Consider the following 22440-nt stretch of genomic DNA (forward strand, 5'->3'; position numbering starts at 1 on the left):
GACGGTCTGGGGTGGTCAGGCGGCCCCGCCGCCGGGGGTGGCGGGGCCGCCTGGGCTCACAGGTGGGGTTTCCAGCCGGGGGTGCCGCGGTTGGCCCACGACGTGCCCTGGGCACCCGCCGCCGTCCTGGTCCACGACACCTCGCGGCGCGGCTGCGGCGCCTCTTCAGGGCCCTGCTGGGCGGCGAGGGCGTGGAACACCGCCACGACCGCCGCCAGCTCCTCCGGGGTGAGGCCGTCGCCGCCGCGCCGGATCGCGATGGGCGCGGTCACTGCGGCGCGTTCCCGTGCTTGCGCGCCGGGATGGGCGCGTGCTTGGCGGCCAGCACCTCCAGGGCGTCGATCAGCCGGGTGCGGGTCTCCCCCGGCTCGATCACGTCGTCGACCAGGCCGCGCTCGGCGGCGTAGTAGGGGTGCATCAGCTCCCGCTTGTACTCCTCGATGCGGGTGCGCCGGGTCAGCTCGGGGTCGGCCGAGCCGTTGATCTCCCGGCGGAAGATGACGTTGGCCGCGCCCTCGGCGCCCATCACCGCGATCTCGTTGATCGGCCAGGCCAGCGACAGGTCGCAGCCGATGGACCGGGAGTCCATGACGATGTAGGCGCCGCCGTAGGCCTTGCGCAGGATCACCTGGATGCGCGGCACGGTGGCGTTGCAGTAGGCGTAGAGCAGCTTGGCGCCGTGGCGGATGATGCCGCCGTGCTCCTGGTCCACCCCGGGCAGGAAGCCGGGCACGTCCACCAGGGTCACCAGCGGGATGTTGAACGCGTCGCACATGGTGACGAAGCGGGCGGCCTTCTCGCTGGCGTGGATGTCGAGCACCCCGGCGACCTGGGCGGGCTGGTTGGCCACGATGCCCACGACCCGGCCGCCGAGGCGGGCCAGCGCGCACACCACGTTGAGCGCCCACCGCTCGTGCACCTCGAAGAAGTCGCCGTCGTCGACGACCTCCTCGATCACCCGGCGCATGTCGTAGGAGCTGCGCGGGTCGGCCGAGACCACGTCGAGCAGGTCGTCCACCCGCCGGTCCACCGGGTCGTCCACCGGGGCGGCGGGCGGGTTCTCCCGGTTGTTCTGCGGCAGCATCGACAGCAGGTACCGCACGTCCTCCAGGCAGCTCTGCTCGTCGTCGTGCATGAAGGTGGCCACGCCGGAGGTCGCCGCGTGCACCTCGGCCCCGCCGAGGCCGTCGTGGGTGATGATCTCCCCGGTGACCGCCTGCACCACGTCCGGCCCGGTGATGAACATCTGCGAGCTGTCGCGCACCATGAACACGAAGTCGGTCAGCGCGGGCGAGTACGCCGCGCCACCGGCGCAGGCGCCCATGATGACGCTGATCTGCGGGATCACCCCGGAGTTGCGCACGTTGCGCTGGAAGATTCCGCCGTACCCGGCCAGCGCGGACACGCCCTCCTGGATGCGCGCCCCCGCCCCGTCGCACAGCCCCACGATCGGCGCCCCGGCCGCCTCGGCCAGGTCCATCAGCTTGTGGATCTTCTCGGCGTGCGCCTCGCCGAGCGCCCCGCCGAAGATCCGGAAGTCGTGGGCGTAGACGAACACCGTCCGCCCGTGCACCTTGCCCCACCCGGTCACGACCCCGTCGGTCAGCGGCCGCTTGCCCTCCAACCCGAACCCGGTGGCCCGGTGCCTGCGCAGCCCCTCCACCTCGGTGAAGGTGCCCTCGTCGAACAGCAGGTCCAACCGCTCGCGCACGGTCAGCTTCCCGCGGGCCTTCTGCTGCTCGGTCGCCCGCGCGCTCGGCCCCGCGTGCGCCTGCGCCCGCAGCCGCAACAGCTCCTCGGTGGCCGCCCGGGTGTCCGGCGGGGCGCTCGTCCCCGCGCTCGTACCGCTCCCGCCCGTGGGGGCCTCTTGCACGGAAGTCATCGTCACACCCCGGTTCCCAGCGTGGTTCTCGGCGCCGAAGGACCTCCTGAGCCCTCCGGAACCCCATTCACCCACGCCCACGCACCCGAAACCACCGATAGCGCCCCCTGCTAGGGAAAGACCTGTCCCCTACCCCAGCCCCTACCCACACCGCCCACCCCGACCACCCGGCCGCCGCCCCACCACCCCGAACCCGCCACCCACGTCCCCACCAGACAGTCCACCATGGCCCAACTTCGGGCGTTCCCCCTGCTAGACCCCCTCTCCCGCCACCTTCGCCGGCCTGTCCAGCACTCCGCAGCAACCGCCCTCCTGCAACAACCTGCACCCACCGCCTGCCCACATCCCCTACCACAAAACCCGCGCCCGTGGTGGAATCCGCCCACAGGCCCGGGGAACCCCCTGCTTCCATTCTCCCATGAGGACAGCCGCACCGGCGGAATCCATCCACAGCTCTCTCTTCCGCCCGTCGCGCACCGGTATTCGACGCGAGCAGGCCCCAGGCCGAACGGCCGAACCCAGACCGCCGCGCACCCACTGCCCCCGTGCCGACTCCCCCGGGCAGGTCCCACGGCGGAACTCCCCCACGCAGCACGACCCACCAGCACGCCCCACGCTCACGCAGGGGTACCCCCCAGAGGGGAACCCCCGAGATCAATTCTCCCACCGCGCACCGACGTTCCCAGGCCGCCGGAGCGAGTTGTCCACAGGCCCGCACCGCCCACCACCAGGCACGATGCCGCCCGCGGCCGGCGCTGGGATACTCGGGGCGTGGCTTCTGCGGGTTTGCGGTTCGTCGGGCACTCGACGGTGCGGGTGGAGGTCGGTGGGCACGTGGTGCTCACCGACCCGGTGCTGACCGAGCGGGTGTCGGCGCTGAGCCGGGTGGTGGCGCCGACGACGCGCGCGGACCGGGCGGACGTGGACCTGGTGCTGCTGTCGCACCTGCACGGCGACCACGTGCACCTGCGCTCGCTGCGGCTGCTGGGGCCCGGGGTGCGGGTGGTGGTGCCGCGCGGCGCGGGCGCGTGGCTGCGGGCGAAGGGCATCGCGAACGTGTCCGAGCTGGCGCCCGGGGAGCAGCTGGAGCACGGCGGGCTGGTGGTCACCGGCGTCGAGGCCGAGCACTCCGGCCACCGGTGGGGGCCGCGGTCGACGCGGGGGCCGCAAGCGGCGGCGATGGGGCACGTCGTGGAGGGCGACGGGCTGCGCTTCTACGTCGCGGGCGACACCGACCTGTTCGCGGGGATGGCCGACCTCGGGCCGGTCGACGTCGCGATGCTGCCGGTGTGGGGGTGGGGGCCCAACCTCGGTCCCGGCCACCTCGACCCCGAGCGGGCGGCGCGGGCCGTGGAGCTGATCCGGCCGCGGGCGGTGGTGCCGGTGCACTGGGGGACGCTGGCGGTCACGGGCCTGCCGCGGCTGCCCGGCGCCCTCGGCGCGCGGATGCGGCGGCTGCTGCACGCCCCGCCCCGCGAGTTCGCCGCCGCGGTGGCGCGCGGCGGGTCCCCGGCCAGGGTGCTGGTCACCGAACCGGGCGATGACGTGCCGCTCGACCAGTTGATCGGGCAGCGGTGAGCGGGTTCCTCGGGGTCGACTGGGCGCACCCGTCCGCGCTCGGCTACCCGGTGGTCTTCGGCGGGGTGCTGCTGGGGTCGGTGGTGCCCGTGGTGCCGACCGGCGCGGTGGTCGGCGCGGGCGCGGCGATCGCGGTCAGCGGCGGCGACCTCGACCTGGTGCTGGTCGTGCTGGTGGCGACGCTCGGGGCGCTGATCGGCGACCTGGTCACCTTCGGCGCGGGCCGCGGCGGCCGGGGGGTGCTGCGGCGGTTCTTCGAGCGCAGGCAGTCGCCGGAGAAGCTGGCGGGCGCCCGCGAGCGGTTCGCCCAGCGCGGGTGGGTGCTCGTCCTCGTCGGCAGGCTCGTGCCCGCGGGACGGATCCCCGTGCTGCTGGCGGCGGGCGCGCTGGACTACCCGTGGCGGCGCCTGGTCCCCGCCGCGGCCGCCGCCTGCCTGGTGTGGGCGGTGGCGTACTCCCTGCTCGGCGTCCTCAGCGGCGGCCTGTTCGACAACCCCCTGGTCGCCACCCTCGTCGCCACCACCCTGATCCTCCTGGTCAGCCTCGCCGTCGCGGGCGTCCAGAAGCTGCGCCACCGCACCCGCTGACCCGCGGCACCGTCAGACCCGCGCCTCCGGCACGGGGTGGCCCAGGCCGGTCAGCCAGTCGCGCACCACGCGGTGCAGCTGCTCGGCCCCGACGATCTCGGGTGGGTCGGGCAGCTCGGACGGGTAGATGAGGAACCCCCGGGACTGCCCGCCGCCCAGGCCCCCGTGCGAGCCGACGTGCACCTCGAACGGTGAGGCGTCATCGGTGGCCGGGCGGTAGTTGCTGTTGATGAGGATGTCCGGGCAGTGGGCGAACCCGTCGGTGCGGCGGATGAGGTCCGCGGCGTGCGGGCCGTAGTCGGCCAGCGGGTCCCGCTCGCCCAGCACCTCGTCGGTGGCCAGGTCGCGGACACCGTCGCGACCCAGCACCAGCGCCCCCCGGGCGTCGCTGCGCACCAGCATGAAGCCCACCCCGGGGTGGTCGACCAAGGCGGGCAGCAGGTCGGGGTGCTCGCGCTCGATCACCTCGATCGGCACCCGGCCCTCGTGCTCGGTGAACGACACCATCGCCACGTGCCCGGACACCACCACCACGACCCCCGGGGCCGCGCGGGCCGGGCCCGCGGGCTTGCCCGACTCGGTCCGCGAGCGGTCCGGCCGGGCCGCCCCCACGCGCGCCCGCAGCGCCCTGGCGATGGGGCCCGCGCCGGTCGAGGCCTCCGCGATCGTCGCGCCCAGCTGCCAGCCCTCCGCCGGGGAGCGCTTGCGCCGGGCGCGCGGCGGCTGCGCCCCGCAGAGCCTGCCCACCAGCTGCTCGATCGACTCGCCGAAGCGGTGGGTGAACGCCTCGCCCTGGGTGACGCCGTGGTCGGAGAGCACGACGAGGTGGTAGCGGCGCGGGGCGAGCCGGGCGGCCCGGTGCAGGCGGCCGATCTGCTGGTCGATCGAGCGCAGCACGGCCAGCGCGTCGAACCGCTCGACCCCGGTGTGGTGGGCGACCTCGTCGTAGCCGAGGAAGTCGGCGTAGACGACCGGGCGGCCCTCCAGCATGTCCCCGATGAGGGCGGAGACCACCAGGTCGCGGGCGATGACGGTGGTGCCCGCCCTGGCGAACGGGTAGAGGCCGCCGCGGCCGACCCTGGGCACCACCCCGGCGCGGCGCTGGCGGACCGAGGCGCTGACCTCGCGCAGCACGTCGACCAGGGACGAGCCGAGGGTGCGCAGCAGGTTCACCGGGTTGGCGAAGTAGGCGTAGTACCCGGCGCCGATGGTGTCGCCCTTGCGGCTGCCCCTGGTCAGCAGCGGGACGGCGCTCATGGTGAGGCTGGTGTGGTCGGCGTCGCCGGTGAACAGCCCCCCGCGGGCGGCGCCGCCACCGGCCAGCAGGCCCTGCCCGGTGGAGTGCCTGCGCTCGATCTCGGCGGCGTCGGTGGGGTGCGCGCACGCCATGACGTGGTCGCGGTCCTTCTCGTACCAGCGGAAGCCCAGGATGTCGTCGTTGGACCCGTGCAGCAGCGCGCACACGCTGGCCCCGGTCTGCGAGCTCCAGTCGCAGTGCCAGTCGGTGAGGGTGTGGGTGCCCCCGGCCAACCACCGCGCCAGCGTCGGCAGCGTGCCGTCGCGCACCGCCCGCCGCACGGTGTCGTGCCCGAGCCCGTCGATCTGGAGCAGCAGCACCCCGGGCGGCTCCTCCCCCCGGCCGCGGTCCCCCGACCGCAGCCTGCGCGCGGCCCGCCGGGCGAAGATCTCGTCCTCGTCGACCCCCAGCAGCGTCGACACCGCCCCGGCGACGACGGCCACCCCGACCGCCACGAGCACCGCGGTCCGCAGGTTCGCCACCACCACCCCGGGCACCGCCAGCGAGATCGCCAGCACCCCGGCCCCGATGAGCTGGAAGGAGAACAACCCCAGCACCAGCACCGCCCCGCGCGGCGCGAACCGCACGATCAACGGCCACACGACCCCGCTGAGCAGCCCCAGCACCGCCGCCATCGCCGTCGGCTGCCACCACAGCGGCAAGGCGAACCCGCTCAACCACACGTCCAGCAGGTGCAGCGCCACCGCCACCAACACCCACACCGCCACCACCCGAGCCGCGACGCGCCCCCCGCGCACCAGCCGACCGGACCCCTCGCCGCTGTTCACCCGCGCACCTCTCCCCCGACCGCCACCTACCGCTCACGGTAGGCGAACCCGCCGGAGACCCGCACCCACAACACGCCGGACAAACCCGTCAACCGGACCGCTGCGCGGCGAGGAAGTCCCGCAACAACGGCCCGAACACCTCCGGCCGTTCGAGCGGGACGATGTGCCCGCAATCACGGATGCGCCGCCCCACCAGATCCGCGGCGATGGGCCGCAACTGCCGTTCGAGCACATCCCCCACGACGTCGGCCCCCACGGCCATCGCGGGAACGGTGACCTCGCCGATCCCCCGCACCTGCTCGGCACTGCGCGCCATCTCCCGGTAGAACTGGAACGCGCACCGCAACGCCCCCGGCGCCGCGTAGGCGGCCCGCACCGCCTCCCTGATGTCCTCGGGCACCCCCCGCGGCGCCCCCGCGTCGAGGAAGAAGTCGACGTACGCCCGCTCGTTTCCACTGAGGACGGTCTCCGCCAACCCCGGCACCTGGTGGAACCCGAACCACCACGGCGCCGCGAACCCGTGCGCGGGCAACCCGCCGAGCACCGCCTCGCACGCGGTCAAGCTCCGCACCCGCTCAGGGTGTTCCGCAGCGAGGAACACGGCAACAGGAGCACCCGCGTCGATCCCCACGACGTCGAACCGCTCCTCCCGGACGGTGTCGAGCACATCCCGCGCCGACGTCGCCACGTCCTGCCCGTCCACCCGGGGGCTGTCCCCGAACCCGCGCAGGTCCGGCGTGACCACCGTGCTGCCGTCGAGGTGCGGCAGCACGGGGTCCCACACCCGGTGCGTGTGCGGAAACCCGTGCAGCAGCACCACAACGGGCCCTGAGCCGGTGGTGGGCGCGTGCAAATCCATGATCGCTCCTTGGCCGGTTACCATTGGTTACCAGCCAACCGCCGCTGCCCCCGTCGCACAAGAACGCACCCGCACGCCACCAGGTAACCCCGGAGAAACCCCCTCCCACCTCTCCACGCCCGGCCCACCCCAACGCCAAGGAGACCAATGCCCACCCCCCGAGGCGACGCCATGAGCCCCCAGTGCCCCACCCGCCAACTCCTGGACCGCATCGGCACCAAGTGGACCTCGCTCATCATCAAGGTCCTCGCCGAGAACCACCCCACCGAAACCCGCTTCACCGACCTCCGCCGCGCCATCCCCGGCATCTCCCACAAGATGCTCTCCGCAACCCTCCACTCCCTCACCGCGGACGGCCTCACCACCCGCCGCGTGGAACCCACCATCCCCCCGAAGGTCCACTACTCCCTGACCCCCCTGGGCCTCTCCCTCGAAACCCCCCTCGCCGCCCTCCGCACCTGGGCCGAGACCCACATGCACGAGATTGACACCCACCGCCGCTACACTTCCCCCTAGCCCCAACCCCTCCCCCACGATTCACTCGTCCGGGTTGTGGACAAGTGCCCCGAGGCCCCGTTTTCTGTCGTCCCCCTCGATTACGCTTGAGCAGAGGAAGAGCGCGGGGGCGGCGGCCGCACACCGAACACCGAACACCAGGTCCCCACCCCAGCCAGCCCACCACACACCAGAACGACACAGCCGCCAACGCCGCAGACGACCGAACCCGCACCAGCCAGCGGAACGCGGGCGCCCAGGGCGAAGCAGCGCAGGTGACCGAGCAGCGCGCGCGGCGAACCGCGCAGGTCACGCAGCGGCGCAGGCCGCGCAGCAGCACAGGTCGCGCAGCGACACGGCTCCTCGTGCAGCGGCGCCGGTCGGAGGGGCGACGCCGGTCGGAGGGGGGCGGTCAGTGCGCGGGTGGGGTGTAGCGGGCGACGAAGCGCTTCTGCCACGGGGTTTCGACGGCGTGGGGGCGGTAGTGGGCGCGGACGTAGGCGACGGCGTCGGGGGGTGGGGTGCCGTCGAGGATGGCTAGGCAGGCCAGGGCGGTTCCGGTTCGGCCGACGCCTCCGGCGCAGGCCAGCTCCACGCGTTCGGTGGTGGACCGGTCGAGGGCTTCGGTGAGGGCGGCGGTGAGGGAGGTGGGGTCGGTGGGGAGCCAGAAGTCGGGCCAGCGGACCCAGTGGGATCGCCAGGGGGTGTCGGGAGGGGTTCGGCCGAGGAGGTAGACGGCAAAGTCCGGGGTCGGGCCGGGTGGGAGGGGGGCGCGGAGTCCTCGGCCGCGGACGAGGCGGCCGGAGGGGAGGCGGAGGACACCCTCGGCGGTGGGGTCCCAGGTCATGCCGCGATCACCGGTTGATCTCCATGGCCAGCAGGGTAGTCGCGGGAAAGGCGTCGTGGATCGCCACGGCCCCGGCCGGTGGGCACGGCGGGGGTGCCCAGGATTTCGCGTTGAGCACGCTGAGGTCTGCGCACCCAGCGGGCTCGGGCGCCCGCAGTCAGCGCCCCCGGCTACTCGCGCTGGCGAGCCTGGGTGCTCGCGCAAGCTAGCCTGCGTGCTCGCGCAAGCTAGCCTGGGCGTTCGCGTAAGCGAGCCTGGGTGCTCGCGGAAACCCGGTCCAGCCACCAGCGAGCGAGCATGGCGGCTACGCGAAACCGATCGGGTTTCCCCGAAAGCCGCAGCAAGAACCGGATGATCAAGAAGTAGCCGGTCCGCACGCGGCAGGGGGCAGGGGGCACCGGAGTTCGGTGGAGGTGGGTGCGGGCGTGGGAGGCTGGGGGTGTGGGTGGTGCCGAGGGAGAGGATGTCGGAATGGTCCAGGAGCCCGGGTGGGTGCGGCACGCGGTGTGGTGGCACGTGTACCCGCTCGGGTTCACCGGGGCCGAGCGGGCGGCCACGGGGCAGGTCACGCACCGGCTCGGGCAGGTGGAGGCCTGGTTGGACTACGCCGTCGAGCTGGGGGCGTCGGGGTTGTTGCTGGGGCCGGTGTTCGCCTCCGAGACGCACGGGTACGACACGGTCGACCACTTCCGGATCGACCCGCGGTTGGGGGTGCGGGAGGACTTCGACCGGTTGGTGGAGGGCGCGCACCGGCGGGGGTTGCGGGTGTTGTTGGACGGGGTGTTCAACCACGTCGGGCGGGGGTTCGCCGCTTTCGCCGAGGGGCCTTCGCCGGAGTGGTTCCACGTGACCGGAGAGGGTTATGAGCACTTCGAGGGGCACGCGCACCTGCCGACGCTCAACCACGGGTCGGGGGTGGTGCGGGATCACGTGGTCGAGGTGATGTGCCACTGGTTGTCGGCGGGGGTGGACGGGTGGCGGTTGGACGCGGCGTACGCCGTGCCGCGCGGGTTCTGGGCGGAGGTGCTGGGGCGGGTGCGGGCCCGGTTCCCGGAGGCCTACCTGGTGGGGGAGGTGATCCACGGGGACTACGCGGCGTTCGTGGCGGAGACGGGCGTGCACTCGGTGACCCAGTACGAGCTGTGGAAGGCCGTGTGGAGTTCGCTCAACGACCGGAACCTCTTCGAGTTGGCGTGGGCGTTGGGCAGGCACGGGGAGTTCCTGGACTCGTTCGTGCCGCTGACGTTCGTGGGGAACCACGACGTGACGCGGATCGCCAGCCAGGTCGACCCGGCGTTGGTGCCGCACGCGCTGGTGGTGCTGTTCACCACCGGGGGGACGCCTGCTGTCTACTACGGCGACGAGCAGGGCTTCCGGGGTGTGAAGGAGGACAGGGAGGGCGGCGACGACGCCGTGCGGCCGCCGTTCCCGGCTGAGGGGCCGAGCGGGTTGGCGCCGTGGGGTGCGCCGGTGCTGCGGTTGCACCAGGACCTGATCGGCCTGCGGCGCAGGCACCCGTGGCTGCACCGCGCCCGCACCGAGGCCGTCGAGCTGAGCAACACCGGGGTGGTGCTGGTGACCGAGGCGGAGGGGCAGCGGCTCGCCGCGGTGCTGAACATCGGTGACGAGACCGCCCGGTTCAGGGTCCACGGCGATCTCCTGCTCGGTGACGCCCACGTGAGCGGCGGTGCCGTGCAGGTGGGGCCGCGCGGCTGGGCCGTGCTGGGCTGACCCACCGCGGGGGGCACGAGCAGCTCGGCTAGTGGGCGCCACCGAGGTTGAGCAGGACCACGCCCGCCACCACGAGCAGGATGCCCAGGACCTTGGTGATCGACAACTGCTCCCCCAGCAGCACCACGCCGATGGCGACGATCGCCACGGTGCCCAGGCCGGACCAGATGGCGTAGCCGACGCCGACCTCCAGGCCCGCCTTGAGGGCTTGGGCGAGGGCGGTGAAGGCGATGCCGTAGCCGGTGAGGACGGCGAGGGTGGGCCAGAGGCGGGTGAAGCCCTCGGTGTACTTCATGCCGCTGGTGGCGGCGACCTCGAAGGCGATGGCCACCCCGAGCCAGACGAACCCCAGCACCGCGCCTCCTCGTACCGGTCGGGAGCAGCACGACGGTACCCAGGCGCGGGCGAGCGCCCGCACCCGAGGGGGCGGGCGCTCGGGGGTGCGGGTCAGGTGGTGTAGGTGAGGCAGTTGGCCTCGGCGGCGCCCCCGCCCGGGCCGATGCGGACGCCGGAGGCCGAGCACTCCAGGTTGGCGTTGAACTTGCAGTCGGCGCGCGAGCAGGCGCCGACCTGGGCGACGACCTTGTCCAGGCCGCCCTTGCGGGCCATCGGGACGAAGGTGCCGCAGTCGGCGGAGCCGTTGGTGCCGCCGACGGTGATCGCGAAGGCGTGGCAGCCGTCGTGGTTGTAGGAGCAGCCGGTGACGGTGCACTCGTGGACGGCGGGCATCTCGGTGGAGGTCATGACTTCTCCTCGTGGTGGGAAGGGCAGCCAGTTCCCCGACGGTCCCACCCGCCGCGCGACCCCGCAACCGCAGGCGGATAAGGACAGCCTTACCTGATTCCCTTGTGGAGAGCGGGTTTCCCCGTGTCGCAAGAGGATTGTCCGCGGTGGTGCGGGAGTGGTCGCTACCCGTTGGTGGGTCGCGCCTTGGCCGCCGTGCGCAGGCGGGCGCGGACGGCCCGGGTGGCGAGCGGGCCGAGGTCGTCGAGGACGTCGGCGAGGACGGCGAGCCGGGTGAGGGCGGTGAGGGCGGCCGCGCCGCCGTCGGGGTCGACGCTGTCCCAGAGGGTCAGCCCGAGGAAGGACGCGGAGGCGGCGCGGGCGAGGCCGGGGGCGTCGGCGACCTCCGCCAGCGGCGAGCCCGCCAGCACCCGCACCAGGGCGGACTCGACCTCGGTCGTCCACAGGGCGAGGGCGGCGCGGGTGGCCTCGGCCAGCCGCTCGCTGGACTGGGCCCCGGCCAGCGCCTGCGCCAGGACGGTGAGGTTGCCCTCGGCGCGCTCGCCGTCGTGCACGGCCTGGCCCGCCGCGAGCAGGTCACCGAGGGTGGTGACCCCGGCGAACCGCTCGCGGTGGGTGGCGACCCTGGCCTCGGTGGCGCTGAGGCAGGCCTGGGCCAGCAGTTCCTCGACGCTGCCGAAGTGGTAGAAGATCAGCGACTGGTTGACCCCGGCCGCGGCGCCCACCGAGCGCGCGGAGACGGCGGTGATGCCCTGGGTGCGGATCAGGTCGAGGGCACCGTCGATGAGCCGCTGCTTGGTGGTCACCTCAACACCCTCTCGCGCGGTGGCCCCACCGCGCCGCCCACCCCCGCCGCACCGCCAGGCCCCCGGTGCGCTCGTCGAACCGCTCGCGGCGAGCACCGGCGGCAGGCCCACCCCCAGGGGGCCCGCGCCGATCCGGGAGCGGTTCGAGGTGAACCGGGAGCCTGCCGGGCAGCGATCCGGCATCGGGGTCGGACGCGGCGCACGGGCGGTTCTCGACACGGCACGTCCCCGGGGTGGATGAGCGTCCCCGCGTGGGTTCCGCCCACGTCAACCCTCCTTTTGAGCGATCGCTTGAAGCGATCGCTCAAACCGTAGCGCACGGTGCGGCGACCGCTCAAGGGGCGGCTTTCAGGCGGGCAGCAGGGCCAGGACGCGGTCGCGGGCGACCAGCAGCGGGCGCGGGCTGCGCTCGGCGCGGCTGAGGATGATGGCCCCCTCCAGCGCGGCGAGGATGAACGAGGCCAGGTCGTCGTCCCCGCCGAGCGCCGCCGCGATGCCCCGGCGCCACTCCGCGAACGTCTCCCGCACCAGGTCCTCGGCCTCGGGGAAGTCCGCGCGCGGGTTGACCGCCATCGCGACCACCGGGCAGACCACCCGGTGGTCGTTGGCCGCCAGCAGCCGGGTCCAGAAGGTGAAGAGGCGGTCGAGCGCGGCGCGGGGGTCGGTGGCCGCCGCGATGCGCTTGCCGACCTGCGCCGCGGCGGCGCGCCCCGCGGTCAGCAGGATCTCGTCGCGGCCGCCGGGGAAGTGGTGGTAGACCGAGCCGCGCGGGGCGCCCGAGCGGGCCAGCACGGCGTCGATGCTGACCCCGGCGGCGCCGCGCTCCATGAGCAGGGTGACCGCGCTCTCGATCATCCGGTCCCGGGTGCCGCTCACGCCCGCCCCACGATCTCCAGCAGCGTGCGCACGGTGCGCAGCTGCTCCTCGGCGGTCCCCTCGACCTTGGCCAGGAGCGTGCCGATGCCGCGCTCGCGGTACCGCTCGACCCGCTCGGCCACGGTCTCGGGCAGCCCCACCAGGTTCGTCATGGTGCCCAGCTCCAGCGGCACGGCCCTGGCCGCCTCGGCCCGGCGCCCCGCCTGCCACAGCGCCGCCACCTCGGCCACCCGGTCGGCGAACCCGAGCCTGCCGAAGGCCTGGTTGTAGAAGTTCTCCTTGGCCGTGCCCATGGCGCCGATGGTGAAGGCGTACCCGTCCGCGTGCTTGCGACCCAGCTCGGCCGCCCCCTCGGCGGTCTCGGCGAACTCCACGGCCACCGGCGCCACCAGCTCCAGGTCGGACAGGCCGCGCCCGGCGGCGCGGGCGCCCTCGGCCAGCGGGTCGAGGAACACCTCGGCGGACTCGGGGATGAAGGCGTTGCCCAGCCAGCCGTCGGCCACCTCCCCGGTGAGGCGCAGGTTGGCCGGGCCCATGGCGGCGACGTGCACGGGCACGTGCGCGGGCTCCACCAGCGGGGTCAGCGCCCGGCCCCGGCCGCCGGGCAGCGGCAGCGGGTAGACCTCGCCGTCGTGCTCCAGGCGCCGCCCCGCGCTGACGGTGCGGATGATCTCGATGGTCTCCCGGGTCATCCGCACCGGCTTGCGGAAGGGCACCCCGTGCCAGCCCTCCATGACCCGGGGGCCGGAGACGCCGACGCCGAGGACGAAGCGGCCGCCGGAGAGGGCCTGCATGCTCAGCGCGGAGGTGGCCAGCAGCGCGGGGCTGCGCGAGCCCAGCTGCACCACGAACGTGCCGAGCCGCGCAGTGGTGGTGCGGGCGGCGAGGTAGGCCAGGCCGGTGAGGGCGTCGTAGCCCCACACCTCGGGCACCCACAGCGAGTCCACGCCCAGGCGTTCGAGCTCCACGGCCAGCTCCACCGCGCCCGGCGCGCGGGGTTCGACCGCGACTCCGATCTTCACAGCGACCACCTCCCGCCCCTAGTATGGGGTATGACATAGCCAATGGTGGAGGTCGACGTGCGCTACCGGGACTGCCCGACGTTCGAGGTCAGCGAGCGGTACACCACCTCGCCCGCGCGGCTGTGGGAGCTGGTGACCGACATCGAGCTGCCGGTGCGCTTCTCCCCCGAGCTGCAGGGCGTCGAGTGGGTCCACGGGGACTCCGTGGCGATCGGCAACCGGTTCCGCGGGCACAACAAGCACCCGCAGATGGGCGAGTGGACGACCGAGTCCACGGTGGTCGAGGTGGAGCCCGAGCGGCGCTGGGTGTGGCAGATCGCCGGGTTCGACGGCCCGGCGGCCACGTGGGCGTTCGAGATCGACCCCGGTCGCGACGCGGTGACGCTGCGGCAGTGGGCGCGGATGGGCCCGGGCAAGTCCGGGCTGACCATGGCGATCGACTCGATGCCGGAGAAGGAGGGCCGGATCGTGGCCAACCGGGTGCGGGACTGGGAGACCGGGATGCGCGCGAACATGGCGGGCATCAGGGACCTGCTGGGCTGACACCGGGCGTTGCCCGCGGTCGCGCGGGCGGCCCCCGACCCTGGGCGGCGTCAGGGTTCACCCTGGTTTCGCCGGGGAAACGGCCGGTCACCGCCGGTGAGGCGATACTGTGTCCGGCGTCGAGGGTCGGCTCCGGTCGGCAGGGGTTGCGCGAGTTTGGGGCCGCAGGGCATGAGCGATCTGGTCATCACGATCCTGCTGTGCGTGCTGGTCGCGGTGGTGTACGCGACGGCGGCGCTCATCCAGGCGCGGTACGGCCACGTGCCGGTGCGCGAGCTGCTGCGGGTGCCGCTGTGGTGGGTGGCGCAGGCGCTGAACATCGCCGGGGCCGGGCTGCACGTGTGGTCGCTCAACTTCGGCGCGCTGTCGCTGATCCAGCCGCTCGGCGTGCTCACCCTGGTGCTGGCCGTGCCGGTGAACGCCTACACCGCGCACCGGCGGGTGACGCGGCTGGAGGCCAGCGGCATGGTGTGCACCGTGGTCGGCTTGGCGGGCCTGACCATGCTGATCACCACCGGCGGCAAGTCCGACACCCTCACCGGCGGCGAGCTGGTGGGGCTGCTGGTGGGCGTGGGCGCGGTGGTGGTCGCCTGCGCGGTGAAGGGCTCGCGCCGGGGCGTGTCCCCGCTGTGGGAGGCCGCGGCGGGCGGGTTGGCGTTCGCGGTGTGCTCGGCCCTGTGCCAGACCCTCGTGCGCACCGTGGACGCGCGCGGGCTCGGTGTCCTGCTGGAGCTGGCGCCGATCCTGACCGCGGTGGCCATCGCGACCTTCGCGGTGGCCGCGACCGTGCTGACCCAGCGCTCCTACCGGCAGGGCCTCGGGGCGCCGCTGGCGGTGACGAACCTGGCCAACCCGGCCAGCGCCACCGCGATCGGGGTGATCTTCCTGGGCGAGGACCTGGGGACCTCGCCGCTGCAGGTGGCGCTGGCCGTGGCGTGCGCGGCGCTGGCGGCGTTCGGGGTGCGGCAGCTGGCGAAGGCCCGCGACGAGATCCCCGACGTGCCGAACGCGGTGTCCACCCCGGACCGGCACGGGGTCAGCGGCCCGGCGGCCTGATCACCCGCCAGGGCGGATCTGCCCGCGCCCCCGGAGAGACGGGCTACTCGCAGCCGATGCCGTCCTTGTCGTTGTCCAGGCCGTAGATGTCCTTGCCGGTGACGGTGACGGGGCCCTGGACGTAGGCGGGGCCGTTGCCGCTGCCGCCAGCGCAGTCGACGTCGCTGGAGATGGGCACGCACGGGGTGTAGTTGGGGTCGCACCCGGACGACTTGGGCTTGGCCTTGGTGGTCGCGGGCGCGGGTGCCGGGGCCGCGGGCGGCGGCGGGGGTGCCGCCTTGGTCGTGGTGGTCTTCACCGGCTTGCGGGTGGTGGTGACGGCCGGGGGCGCCTGCACGGGCGGGGCCTGCGGCGGCGGGGCCACGGCGGTGGTGGTCGCGGTGACCGCCGTCGTCGTCGTTGTGGTCGTGGTGGTGGTGGTGGTGGTCGTCGTCGCCGCGGTGCTGCTGGAACCCAACGCCGCCAACGTGTTCGGTGTGGACGAACCGCTGCCGCACCCGGTCAGGACCACACCCAACAACCCCGCACCCACCAGGGCTCCGGCGAACCGCGCTCTGCCTGCCGACGACGTGTCCATGACCGCTCCATCCGATGCCGCACCGCGTACGGACCACTACATCGGTCGACCGTCCACACCGTTACCGGACGATCAGCGGGTCAGCAGGAGCTGTCCTTGCCCACGACCTCCTGGACGATGGTGCACGGGTTCTCCCCCGGCGCCGCCGCCACGACGGCCACCTTGCGCAGCAGGTCGCGCAGCACCTCCCGCTCGGCCCCGGTGAGCGGCGACAGCACGTGCTCCTCGGCCTGCCGCAGCGCCTCGGTGGCCTCGGCCAGCCGCGCCCGCCCCGCCGCGGTGGCCGAGAGCAGCCGCGCCCGCCGGTCGGCCGGGTCGGGGCGGCGCTCCACCAGCCCGGACCGCTCCAGGTCGTCGATCAGGTAGGTCATCACCGTGCGGTCGATCCCGAGCCGCTGAGCGATGGCCAACTGCGTGAGGGGCTCGCCGCGCTCGGCCGTCGCGAGCACCTGGTAGCCGCGCGGGCCGCCGGGCAGCCCAGCCAGCACCGCGTCGGACGCGCGCAGGTACGCGCGGAACACCGAGCCCAGCGCCCAGCCCAGGTCCGCTTCGACTGCCGGGGTGGCGTGCACGGTCCCATGCTACGGGACACCCTCGACAGGGTGTACCGTCTGCGTCGAGGATCATCTGTAACGCAGAACATCTCGCCGACAGCACGAGCCATCGATCGCAGGACCAGAGACCAGGAGACGCACGACCATGAGCCTCTTCCGCATCCACAGCAGCATCCGCCAGCAGGGCTCGGTCAGCCGCGCCGTCGCGGACACCCTGGAGAGCGCCTGGCGCGAGGCGCACCCGGACAGCACCACCACCGAGCGCGACCTGGTGGCCGACCCGCTGCCCGGCGACCTGTGGACCACCGCCCTCTCCGCCGCCTACGCCCCCGAGGACCAGCGCACCCCCGCCCAGGTCGACGCCGTCGCCCAGGTCACCGCCCTGGCCGACGAGGTCCTGGCCGCCGACGCCCTGGTCGTCACCGCGCCCCTCTACAACTTCGGCGTCCCCCAGCACCTCAAGGCCTGGATCGACGCCCTCATCCTCGACCCCCGCTTCGGCCCCGGCACCACCCCCCTGACCGGCAAGCAGGTCGCCATCGTCATCGCCCGCGGCGGCGGCTACGGCGAAGGCACCCCCCGCCACGGCTGGGACCACGCCACCCCGTACCTCACCCGCATCTTCGCCGACGTCTGGGGCGCCGACGTCACCGTCGTCGCCGCCGAACTCACCCTCGCCGAGACCAACCCCGCCATGACCGACCTCATCCCCCTGGCCAAGCAGTCCGAGGCCGCCGCCCACGACCTCGCCGCCACCACCGGCCGCACCCTCGCCCAGAAGATCCTCGCCACCACCACCGCCTGACACCACAAACACCAACAACAACCGCCCACCCACCCCCGCCCAACCCGAACACCCAGCCCCCACCCAACCCGCTCCCCAAAGAACCGGAGCACAACGAAACCGGCAGCCCGGCTACGCAAACGCCCGGGTGGGCGGTTCTGCTTGACAGGGGAAGGCGATCATGTGCTACCCACGGCGGGGGGTGGGGCCGCAGGCCTCACCTTTTCCCCACCCCGAGCACATGATCGCCGCAGGGGCCCCTGTCAAGCAGAACCACCCACCCGGGCACGCCAGACAAAATCCCGCTTCTTCCCGCCGCGCAGCGGCAACCGCCCACCCAACACACTCACGTGTCGAACCGCCCCAACTCCCGGATCTTGTTGGTCGCGTCCAACGCCGCGACCTTGTACGCCTCGGACAACGTCGGGTAGTTGAACACCGTGTCCACCAGGTAATCCACCGTCCCCCCGCACGCCATCACGGCCTGCCCGATGTGCACAAGGTCGGTCGCCCCGGTCCCGAACAGGTGCACCCCCAGCAATTTCCGATCCTCAGTGGACACCAACAGCTTCAGCATCCCGTACGCGTCCCCCACGATCGCCCCCCGGGCCAGCTCCCGGTACCGCGCCAACCCCACCTCGTACGGCACGGCCGACGACGTCAGCTCGGCCTCGGTCGCCCCGCAGTAGGAGATCTCCGGGATCGTGTAGATGCCGATGGGCTGCAACGCGGTCAGCTCCCGCGCGGGCTCCCCGAACGCGTGGTAGACCGCCAGCCTGCCCTGGTCCATGGACGTGGCGGCCAGCGCCGGGAAGCCGATCACGTCCCCGACCGCGTAGATGTGCTCCACCCCGGTCCGGTAGTGCTCGTCCACCGACAACCGCCCGCGCTTGTCCGCGGACAGCCCGGCCTTGTCCAGCGCCAGCGCGTCGGTGGCCCCCGTGCGCCCGGCGGAGTACATCACCGCCGCCGCCGGGATCCGCTTCCCGCTGGCCAGGGTGGTCACCGTGCCGTTCTCGGAGACGTCGACGTTGACGACCTTCTCCCCGAACCGGAACGTGACGGCCAGGTCGCGCAGGTGGAACTTCAGCGACTCGACGATCTCGGGGTCGCAGAAGTCCAGCATCCGCTCGCGCTGCTCGACGACGGTGACCCGGCTGCCCAGCGCGGCGAACATCGAGGCGTACTCGATGCCGATGACACCGGCGCCGACGACCACCAGCGAGCTGGGGATGGCGTCGAGGGCCAGCACCTCGTCGGAGTCGAGCACCCTGGCCTCGTCGAAGTCGACCTGCTCGGGGCGGGCGGGGCGGGTGCCGGTGGCGATGACGACCTTGTCGGTGGTCACCGTGTGCCGCTCGCCGCGGTTGAGGCCCTGCACGGCGATGGTGTGCGGGTCGACGAAGCTGGCGGTGCCGGTGAGCAGGTCGACCTGGTTGCGCGCGAGCTGCGCGCGCACCACCTGCACCTCCCGGCCGATGACGTGCTGGGTGCGGGCGTTGAGGTCGGAGATCGTGATGTCCTGCTTGACCCGGTAGCTGGCGCCGTAGAGCTCGCGCTGGCTCATCCCGGTGAGGTAGAGGACGGCCTCGCGCAGGGTCTTGGAGGGGATGGTGCCGGTGTTGACGCACACCCCGCCCACCATGTCGTGCCGGTCGACGACCGCCACCCGCTTGCCCAGCTTCGCGCCCGCGATGGCGGCCTTCTGCCCGCCGGGGCCGGACCCGATGACGACCAGGTCGTAGTCGTGCTCGCTCATCCGTGCAGCCTGGCACACCCAGGTCAGCACCGTGTTGCCGAAACCACATCCGGCGGGGGTCCGGAGGTGACCAGTAGGGTCACGTCGTGGCGATCGCGACGCGCACGGTGACGGTCAACGGCGTGGACTTCACCCTCCTGGAGGCCGGTGGGCCCGGCCCGCTGGCCCTGTGCCTGCACGGCTTCCCGGACACCGCGCACACCTGGCGGCACCTGCTCCCGGCGCTGGCCGAGCAGGGGTTCCACGCCGTCGCGCCCTTCCTGCGCGGGTACGCCCCCACGACCCCGGCCCCGGACGGCGCCTACGAGGTCGGCGCGCTCGCCGCCGACGCCAACGGCCTGCACCAGGCATTGGGCGCGGGATCCAACGCCGTCCTGGTCGGCCACGACTGGGGTGCCGCGGCGGCCTACGCGGCCGCGTCCGCTGCGCCGGAGCGCTGGCGGCGCCTGGTGACGATGGCCGTGCCGCCGCCGGGCCCCCGCCGCCCGCGCAGCTACGAGCAGCACAAGCGGTCGTTCTACATGTACCTGTTCACCCTGCCGGTGGCCGAGCGGGTGGTGGCGGCCGAGGGGTACGCGTTCCTCGACGACCTCTGGGCGGACTGGTCGCCCGGGTACGACGCGGCGGAGGACCTGGCGCTGGTGAAGCGGGCGCTGGCGGACCCCGCGCACCTCACCGCGGCCCTGGGCTACTACCGGGCGCAGTTCGACACCTCCACCCACCAGCCCCGCTACGCCCGGGAGCAGGCCCACGCGGGCCGCGCCCCCGACACCCCCACCCTCTACCTGCACGGCGCGGACGACGGGTGCATCCTGCCGCCGGAACCGCTGGCCGCGCAGGCGCTGCTCTCCCCGGGCTCGCGGGCCGACGTGCTGGCAGGCGTCGGCCACTTCCTGCACCTGGAGTCGCCCGCCGAGGTCAACCGGCGCGTCCTGGACTGGATCGCCTGACCGTGCTCTCCGCCGCCGTCCAGGCCCTCCCTGGCCGAGCCGTCGCCGCGCCCGGCACCGCCCCGAACAGCGCTCACGCACTATCCATATAAGGCATAGGAAATTCGGGAACCAGAGCCTTGTCCGCCCACCTCGGCACCACTGGGCGACCCGGCGCTTCACCTGGTCCGATGGCGGGTAAGGCCACGTCATGACCACCACCCGCACCGTGCCGATCCCCGGCACCGACCTCAGCTCCGACGTGCACCTCCCCGATGACGCGCACGGCGTGGTCGTGCTCGTGCAGGACGGCGGTTGGCGGCACCGGGGCACCGAGGTCGCCACCATCACCGGCGCGCTGCACGAGCGCGGGCTCGGCACCGTCGTCGCCGACCTGCACCCGCACGCCGACCACGCCGCCCGGTTCGAGGTCACCCACGTCGTCGACGGGCTGCTGGCCACGCTCGACTGGATCGCGGACGAGGCGGGCGGGCGACCCGTCGGCGTGCTCGCCGAGGGCATCGGGGCGGCCGCGGCGCTCACCGCGGCGGCCCAGCGCCCGGCGGCGGTGGCGGCGGTCGTGTGCGTGGCCGGGCACACCGAGCTGGCGCGCGAGCCGCTGGAGCTGGTGGCGGTGCCGGTGCTGCTGCTCGTCGGCGACGACCGCCCGGAGGTGGCGGAGCTGAACCGGCGGGTCGCCGGGGGCATCGCCGGGCGGGTCGAGGTGCGCGAGCTGGGCGGCGACGGGCGCGGCGCGGACGAGGTCGCGGCGGCGGCCGCCGGGTGGTTCGGCGAGGCCCTCCCCGCGGGCTGACGGCACCGCGCTGAACGGCATCCGGCACGCGCGCCGGGTGCTGCCGTACAACGACGGACGACCCCCCGAGGATGTCACCGGATCAGGCGACTCTTCGGGGGAGTTCGGCCACGAGGAGCGAAGCACCGGCCGCAGTGGACCGTCCACAGCGGACGTCATTCACCCGGTGCGGCGAAAACCACGCCGGGCGCTGGCACCGGTGGCTCACGCGTGGTGCGCTACTGGCGGCGCCGGACCGCACCGCCCGCCCGCACACCAGAAGCGCTCTCGCGAAAGGCCAGCCGATGCCCAGCTCACGCTCCCGCTTCCTCGCCCCCCTCGCCCTCGCCGCCCTGCTCCCGATCGGGCTCGCCGCCCCCGCCTCGGCCGCGGCCGAGCGCGGCTACGACTGCCTGGTCGCCCAGGTGTCGTCGAGCCTGTTCACCGCCCAGTACTGCCAGCCCCGCGGCGGTGCCCCCACCAGCGGGGTCGTCACCGGCTCGTTCACCGTCACGGCGCTGGTCTTCGACGGCAGGCCGGGGACGGCGGCCTGCGAGGCCCCGGTCCCGCTCACCGGCGTCAGCGCCGTGGCGACCGAGGACGCGCAGGGGACGCAGGTCGTGGCGCTCAAGTGCGTCCGGACGTCGTGACGCCCTGACCGCCCCCGGGGGTGCCCGGGCGGTGGCCGCCCCCAGCGGCCCCGCCCGGGCACCGTCGTTTCGGGGCAGCACAGTTCCGGGGCAGCGCGGTTCCCCGGGCCGTTCGGGCGCACCCGGGTGGGAGACGCGCGGGGGAAGGCTGGGTGAATGCTCGGCTCGCGCGGTGGTCAGGGCGGGCGCGGCGTTGGCAGCATGCCGCGCATGAGACGTTGGGTTCGCAGTGGGGTGGTGCTGGGCGTCGCCGCGGTGGCCGCCGCGGCGCTGGTGGTGCCCGCCGCCGCGGGTGGGCAGCACGGGCGCGGCCGGGGGGCGTTCGACCTGCAGGCGCACCGGGGTGGACTCGGGTTGCGCAGCGAGAGCACGTTGAGCGCGTTCGGCAACGCGCTGCGCCTGGGGGTGAGCACGCTCGAACTGGACGTGCAGATCACCAGGGACGGGCAGGCGGTGGTCACCCACGACCGCAAGGTGGACGGCGCCAAGTGCGTCGACACCGCCCCGGGCGCGCGGTACGTGGGCCAGTACGTCAAGGACCTCACCCTGGCGCAGGTGAAGACCCTGGACTGCGGATCGAAGCGGTTGGCCGCCCACCCGCGGCAGGTGCTCTCGCCGGGCTCGACGATGCCGCTGCTGAGCGAGGTGTTCGCGCTCGTCGAGCGGTACGGGGCCGACGCGGTGCGGTTCAACGTCGAGACGAAGGTCGAGGCGGGCGCCCCGCAGGAGACCGCGCCGCGCGAGCAGTTCGTGCGGGTCACCGCCGCGGAGATCGCGAAGGCGGGCGTGGAGAAGCGGGTCAGCGTCCAGTCGTTCGACTGGGGCGCGCTCATGCTCATGAAGCGGGTGGCGCCCCGCCTGCCGCTGGTGGCGCTCACCAACCACGACTTCCTGCAGACCGGGCAGCCCGGCCGGTCGCCGTGGCTGGGCGGGGTCGACATCGACGACTTCGGCGGCGACCCGATCGCGGCGATCGCCTCCTTCGGCGCGTCGGCCTTCTCCCCCGTGCACGGGTTCCCGCAGGCCGGGACGGTGACCGACCCGGACTACCGGCCGTACGTGACCGCCGACCTGGTGCGCCGGGCGCACGCCGCCGGGATCCGGGTCATCCCCTGGACCGTCGACGACGAGCCGACGATGCAGAAGCTCGTCGACGACGGGGTCGACGGGCTGATCACCGACTACCCGGACCGGCTGCGGGCGGTGCTGGTGCGCAACCGGTTCACCCTCCCCCGCGCCTACGCCTCGCCGTTCGACGTCCAGGCCCACCGCGGCGGGCGGGC

The 22440-nt window shown here is 73.7% G+C and carries 23 protein-coding genes and 1 pseudogene; 11 read left to right on the top strand and 13 right to left on the bottom strand.

The window, feature by feature from the left end:
- Nucleotides 1–56: 56 nt before the first annotated feature.
- Together BJP25_RS15125 and BJP25_RS15130 are read right to left on the bottom strand one after the other, a co-directional pair.
- The gene (locus BJP25_RS15125) at nucleotides 57–272 is read right to left on the bottom strand and encodes an acyl-CoA carboxylase subunit epsilon (RefSeq protein WP_075975564.1); all 216 of its coding nucleotides are present in this window, start codon (nucleotides 270–272) and stop codon (nucleotides 57–59) included.
- Nucleotides 269–1882 (bottom strand): acyl-CoA carboxylase subunit beta, encoded by a 1614-nt coding sequence (locus BJP25_RS15130; RefSeq protein WP_075975565.1) that lies wholly within the window; start codon nucleotides 1880–1882, stop codon nucleotides 269–271. The genes BJP25_RS15125 and BJP25_RS15130 overlap by 4 nt, the downstream gene beginning before the upstream one ends.
- 771 nt (nucleotides 1883–2653) lie before the next feature.
- On the opposite strand from BJP25_RS15130, the gene BJP25_RS35560 reads away from it, so the two are divergent.
- Together BJP25_RS35560 and BJP25_RS15140 are read left to right on the top strand one after the other, a co-directional pair.
- Complete coding sequence (locus BJP25_RS35560) at nucleotides 2654–3460, top strand: MBL fold metallo-hydrolase (RefSeq protein WP_075975566.1); 807 nt, start codon at nucleotides 2654–2656, stop codon at nucleotides 3458–3460.
- On the top strand, nucleotides 3457–4047 hold the full coding sequence (locus BJP25_RS15140; RefSeq protein ID WP_075975567.1) for a DedA family protein: 591 nt from the start codon (nucleotides 3457–3459) through the stop codon (nucleotides 4045–4047). Before BJP25_RS35560 ends, BJP25_RS15140 begins: the two co-directional genes overlap by 4 nt.
- A gap of 12 nt (nucleotides 4048–4059) precedes the next feature.
- Here BJP25_RS15140 and BJP25_RS15145 read toward each other — a convergent pair whose 3' ends face one another.
- Together BJP25_RS15145 and BJP25_RS15150 are read right to left on the bottom strand one after the other, a co-directional pair.
- Nucleotides 4060–6132, bottom strand: a complete 2073-nt coding sequence (locus BJP25_RS15145) for a phage holin family protein (RefSeq protein WP_075975568.1) — start codon at nucleotides 6130–6132, stop codon at nucleotides 4060–4062.
- A gap of 88 nt (nucleotides 6133–6220) precedes the next feature.
- Nucleotides 6221–6991 carry an alpha/beta fold hydrolase gene (locus BJP25_RS15150; RefSeq protein ID WP_233158091.1) on the bottom strand — a complete coding sequence of 257 codons (771 nt, stop codon included), beginning with the start codon at nucleotides 6989–6991 and terminating at the stop codon, nucleotides 6221–6223.
- A gap of 147 nt (nucleotides 6992–7138) precedes the next feature.
- Here BJP25_RS15150 and BJP25_RS15155 point away from each other — a divergent pair, with 147 nt between their 5' ends.
- Complete coding sequence (locus tag BJP25_RS15155; RefSeq protein ID WP_075975570.1) at nucleotides 7139–7507, top strand: winged helix-turn-helix transcriptional regulator; 369 nt, start codon at nucleotides 7139–7141, stop codon at nucleotides 7505–7507.
- A 391-nt stretch (nucleotides 7508–7898) separates the two neighbouring features.
- On the opposite strand, the gene BJP25_RS15160 is transcribed toward BJP25_RS15155, so the two are convergent.
- Nucleotides 7899–8333, bottom strand: coding sequence for a protein-tyrosine phosphatase family protein (locus BJP25_RS15160; RefSeq protein WP_075975571.1), 435 nt, complete (start codon nucleotides 8331–8333; stop codon nucleotides 7899–7901).
- A 471-nt stretch (nucleotides 8334–8804) separates the two neighbouring features.
- Here BJP25_RS15160 and BJP25_RS15165 point away from each other — a divergent pair, with 471 nt between their 5' ends.
- On the top strand, nucleotides 8805–10064 hold the full coding sequence (locus BJP25_RS15165) for an alpha-amylase family glycosyl hydrolase (protein ID WP_075975572.1): 1260 nt from the start codon (nucleotides 8805–8807) through the stop codon (nucleotides 10062–10064).
- 28 nt (nucleotides 10065–10092) lie between these two features.
- On the opposite strand, the gene BJP25_RS15170 is transcribed toward BJP25_RS15165, so the two are convergent.
- The 5 genes from BJP25_RS15170 to BJP25_RS15190 all read right to left on the bottom strand — a co-directional run bounded on the left by BJP25_RS15170 (nucleotide 10093) and on the right by BJP25_RS15190 (nucleotide 13512).
- Nucleotides 10093–10419: a DMT family transporter gene (locus BJP25_RS15170; RefSeq protein ID WP_269844548.1), complete on the bottom strand. Its 327-nt coding sequence runs from the start codon at nucleotides 10417–10419 to the stop codon at nucleotides 10093–10095.
- A gap of 92 nt (nucleotides 10420–10511) precedes the next feature.
- Entirely contained in the window at nucleotides 10512–10808 is a 297-nt protein-coding gene (locus BJP25_RS15175) for a DUF1540 domain-containing protein (protein WP_075975573.1), read from the bottom strand.
- A 164-nt stretch (nucleotides 10809–10972) separates the two neighbouring features.
- Nucleotides 10973–11614 carry a TetR/AcrR family transcriptional regulator gene (locus BJP25_RS36225; RefSeq protein ID WP_075975574.1) on the bottom strand — a complete coding sequence of 214 codons (642 nt, stop codon included), beginning with the start codon at nucleotides 11612–11614 and terminating at the stop codon, nucleotides 10973–10975.
- Nucleotides 11615–11962: 348 nt separating this feature from the next.
- Nucleotides 11963–12490: a TetR/AcrR family transcriptional regulator gene (locus BJP25_RS15185; protein ID WP_233158092.1), complete on the bottom strand. Its 528-nt coding sequence runs from the start codon at nucleotides 12488–12490 to the stop codon at nucleotides 11963–11965.
- Nucleotides 12487–13512: an LLM class flavin-dependent oxidoreductase gene (locus BJP25_RS15190; protein WP_075975575.1), complete on the bottom strand. Its 1026-nt coding sequence runs from the start codon at nucleotides 13510–13512 to the stop codon at nucleotides 12487–12489. Before BJP25_RS15190 ends, BJP25_RS15185 begins: the two co-directional genes overlap by 4 nt.
- Nucleotides 13513–13554: 42 nt before the next feature.
- Here BJP25_RS15190 and BJP25_RS15195 point away from each other — a divergent pair, with 42 nt between their 5' ends.
- Nucleotides 13555–14055, top strand: coding sequence for an SRPBCC family protein (locus BJP25_RS15195; protein WP_198943502.1), 501 nt, complete (start codon nucleotides 13555–13557; stop codon nucleotides 14053–14055).
- Nucleotides 14056–14226: 171 nt separating this feature from the next.
- Complete coding sequence (locus BJP25_RS15200; protein ID WP_075975576.1) at nucleotides 14227–15111, top strand: DMT family transporter; 885 nt, start codon at nucleotides 14227–14229, stop codon at nucleotides 15109–15111.
- 43 nt (nucleotides 15112–15154) lie between these two features.
- Here BJP25_RS15200 and BJP25_RS33440 read toward each other — a convergent pair whose 3' ends face one another.
- Nucleotides 15155–15568 (bottom strand): hypothetical protein, encoded by a 414-nt coding sequence (locus tag BJP25_RS33440; RefSeq protein WP_143219095.1) that lies wholly within the window; start codon nucleotides 15566–15568, stop codon nucleotides 15155–15157.
- A 200-nt stretch (nucleotides 15569–15768) separates the two neighbouring features.
- A complete protein-coding gene (locus BJP25_RS15210) occupies nucleotides 15769–16260 on the bottom strand; it encodes a MarR family winged helix-turn-helix transcriptional regulator (protein ID WP_075975578.1) in 492 nt (163 codons plus the stop codon).
- A gap of 127 nt (nucleotides 16261–16387) precedes the next feature.
- On the opposite strand from BJP25_RS15210, the gene BJP25_RS15215 reads away from it, so the two are divergent.
- Nucleotides 16388–17047 carry an FMN-dependent NADH-azoreductase gene (locus BJP25_RS15215; protein WP_075975579.1) on the top strand — a complete coding sequence of 220 codons (660 nt, stop codon included), beginning with the start codon at nucleotides 16388–16390 and terminating at the stop codon, nucleotides 17045–17047.
- Nucleotides 17048–17372: 325 nt separating this feature from the next.
- Here the strand turns inward: BJP25_RS15215 and sthA are convergent, their stop codons facing one another.
- Nucleotides 17373–18785, bottom strand: coding sequence for a Si-specific NAD(P)(+) transhydrogenase (gene sthA / locus BJP25_RS15220; protein ID WP_075975580.1), 1413 nt, complete (start codon nucleotides 18783–18785; stop codon nucleotides 17373–17375).
- A gap of 86 nt (nucleotides 18786–18871) precedes the next feature.
- Here sthA and BJP25_RS15225 point away from each other — a divergent pair, with 86 nt between their 5' ends.
- From BJP25_RS15225 to BJP25_RS35570, 4 genes and pseudogenes are all read left to right on the top strand, one after another.
- The gene (locus BJP25_RS15225) at nucleotides 18872–19735 is read left to right on the top strand and encodes an alpha/beta fold hydrolase (protein WP_198943503.1); all 864 of its coding nucleotides are present in this window, start codon (nucleotides 18872–18874) and stop codon (nucleotides 19733–19735) included.
- A 190-nt stretch (nucleotides 19736–19925) separates the two neighbouring features.
- A complete protein-coding gene (locus BJP25_RS34190; RefSeq protein ID WP_075975581.1) occupies nucleotides 19926–20528 on the top strand; it encodes a hypothetical protein in 603 nt (200 codons plus the stop codon).
- A gap of 284 nt (nucleotides 20529–20812) precedes the next feature.
- The gene (locus tag BJP25_RS15235) at nucleotides 20813–21157 is read left to right on the top strand and encodes a hypothetical protein (protein ID WP_075975582.1); all 345 of its coding nucleotides are present in this window, start codon (nucleotides 20813–20815) and stop codon (nucleotides 21155–21157) included.
- Between the two features lie 210 nt (nucleotides 21158–21367).
- Nucleotides 21368–22399: pseudogene (locus BJP25_RS35570) on the top strand (glycerophosphodiester phosphodiesterase family protein); the annotation flags it as partial.
- Nucleotides 22400–22440: the final 41 nt, after the last annotated feature.

The sequence above is a fragment of the Actinokineospora bangkokensis genome, assembly GCF_001940455.1.
Classification (GTDB): domain Bacteria; phylum Actinomycetota; class Actinomycetes; order Mycobacteriales; family Pseudonocardiaceae; genus Actinokineospora; species Actinokineospora bangkokensis.

Coding starts and splice junctions, on each gene's coding strand:
- BJP25_RS15130 (WP_075975565.1), bottom strand. CDS start 1,882: ATGACTTCCGTGCAAGAGGCCCCCACGGGCGGGAGCGGTACGAGCGCG.
- BJP25_RS15150 (WP_233158091.1), bottom strand. CDS start 6,991: ATGGATTTGCACGCGCCCACCACCGGCTCAGGGCCCGTTGTGGTGCTG.
- BJP25_RS15155 (WP_075975570.1), top strand. CDS start 7,139: ATGCCCACCCCCCGAGGCGACGCCATGAGCCCCCAGTGCCCCACCCGC.
- BJP25_RS15160 (WP_075975571.1), bottom strand. CDS start 8,333: ATGACCTGGGACCCCACCGCCGAGGGTGTCCTCCGCCTCCCCTCCGGC.
- BJP25_RS15165 (WP_075975572.1), top strand. CDS start 8,805: ATGGTCCAGGAGCCCGGGTGGGTGCGGCACGCGGTGTGGTGGCACGTG.
- BJP25_RS15175 (WP_075975573.1), bottom strand. CDS start 10,808: ATGACCTCCACCGAGATGCCCGCCGTCCACGAGTGCACCGTCACCGGC.
- BJP25_RS15195 (WP_198943502.1), top strand. CDS start 13,555: ATGGTGGAGGTCGACGTGCGCTACCGGGACTGCCCGACGTTCGAGGTC.
- BJP25_RS15200 (WP_075975576.1), top strand. CDS start 14,227: ATGAGCGATCTGGTCATCACGATCCTGCTGTGCGTGCTGGTCGCGGTG.
- BJP25_RS15215 (WP_075975579.1), top strand. CDS start 16,388: ATGAGCCTCTTCCGCATCCACAGCAGCATCCGCCAGCAGGGCTCGGTC.
- sthA (WP_075975580.1), bottom strand. CDS start 18,785: ATGAGCGAGCACGACTACGACCTGGTCGTCATCGGGTCCGGCCCCGGC.
- BJP25_RS34190 (WP_075975581.1), top strand. CDS start 19,926: ATGACCACCACCCGCACCGTGCCGATCCCCGGCACCGACCTCAGCTCC.
- BJP25_RS15235 (WP_075975582.1), top strand. CDS start 20,813: ATGCCCAGCTCACGCTCCCGCTTCCTCGCCCCCCTCGCCCTCGCCGCC.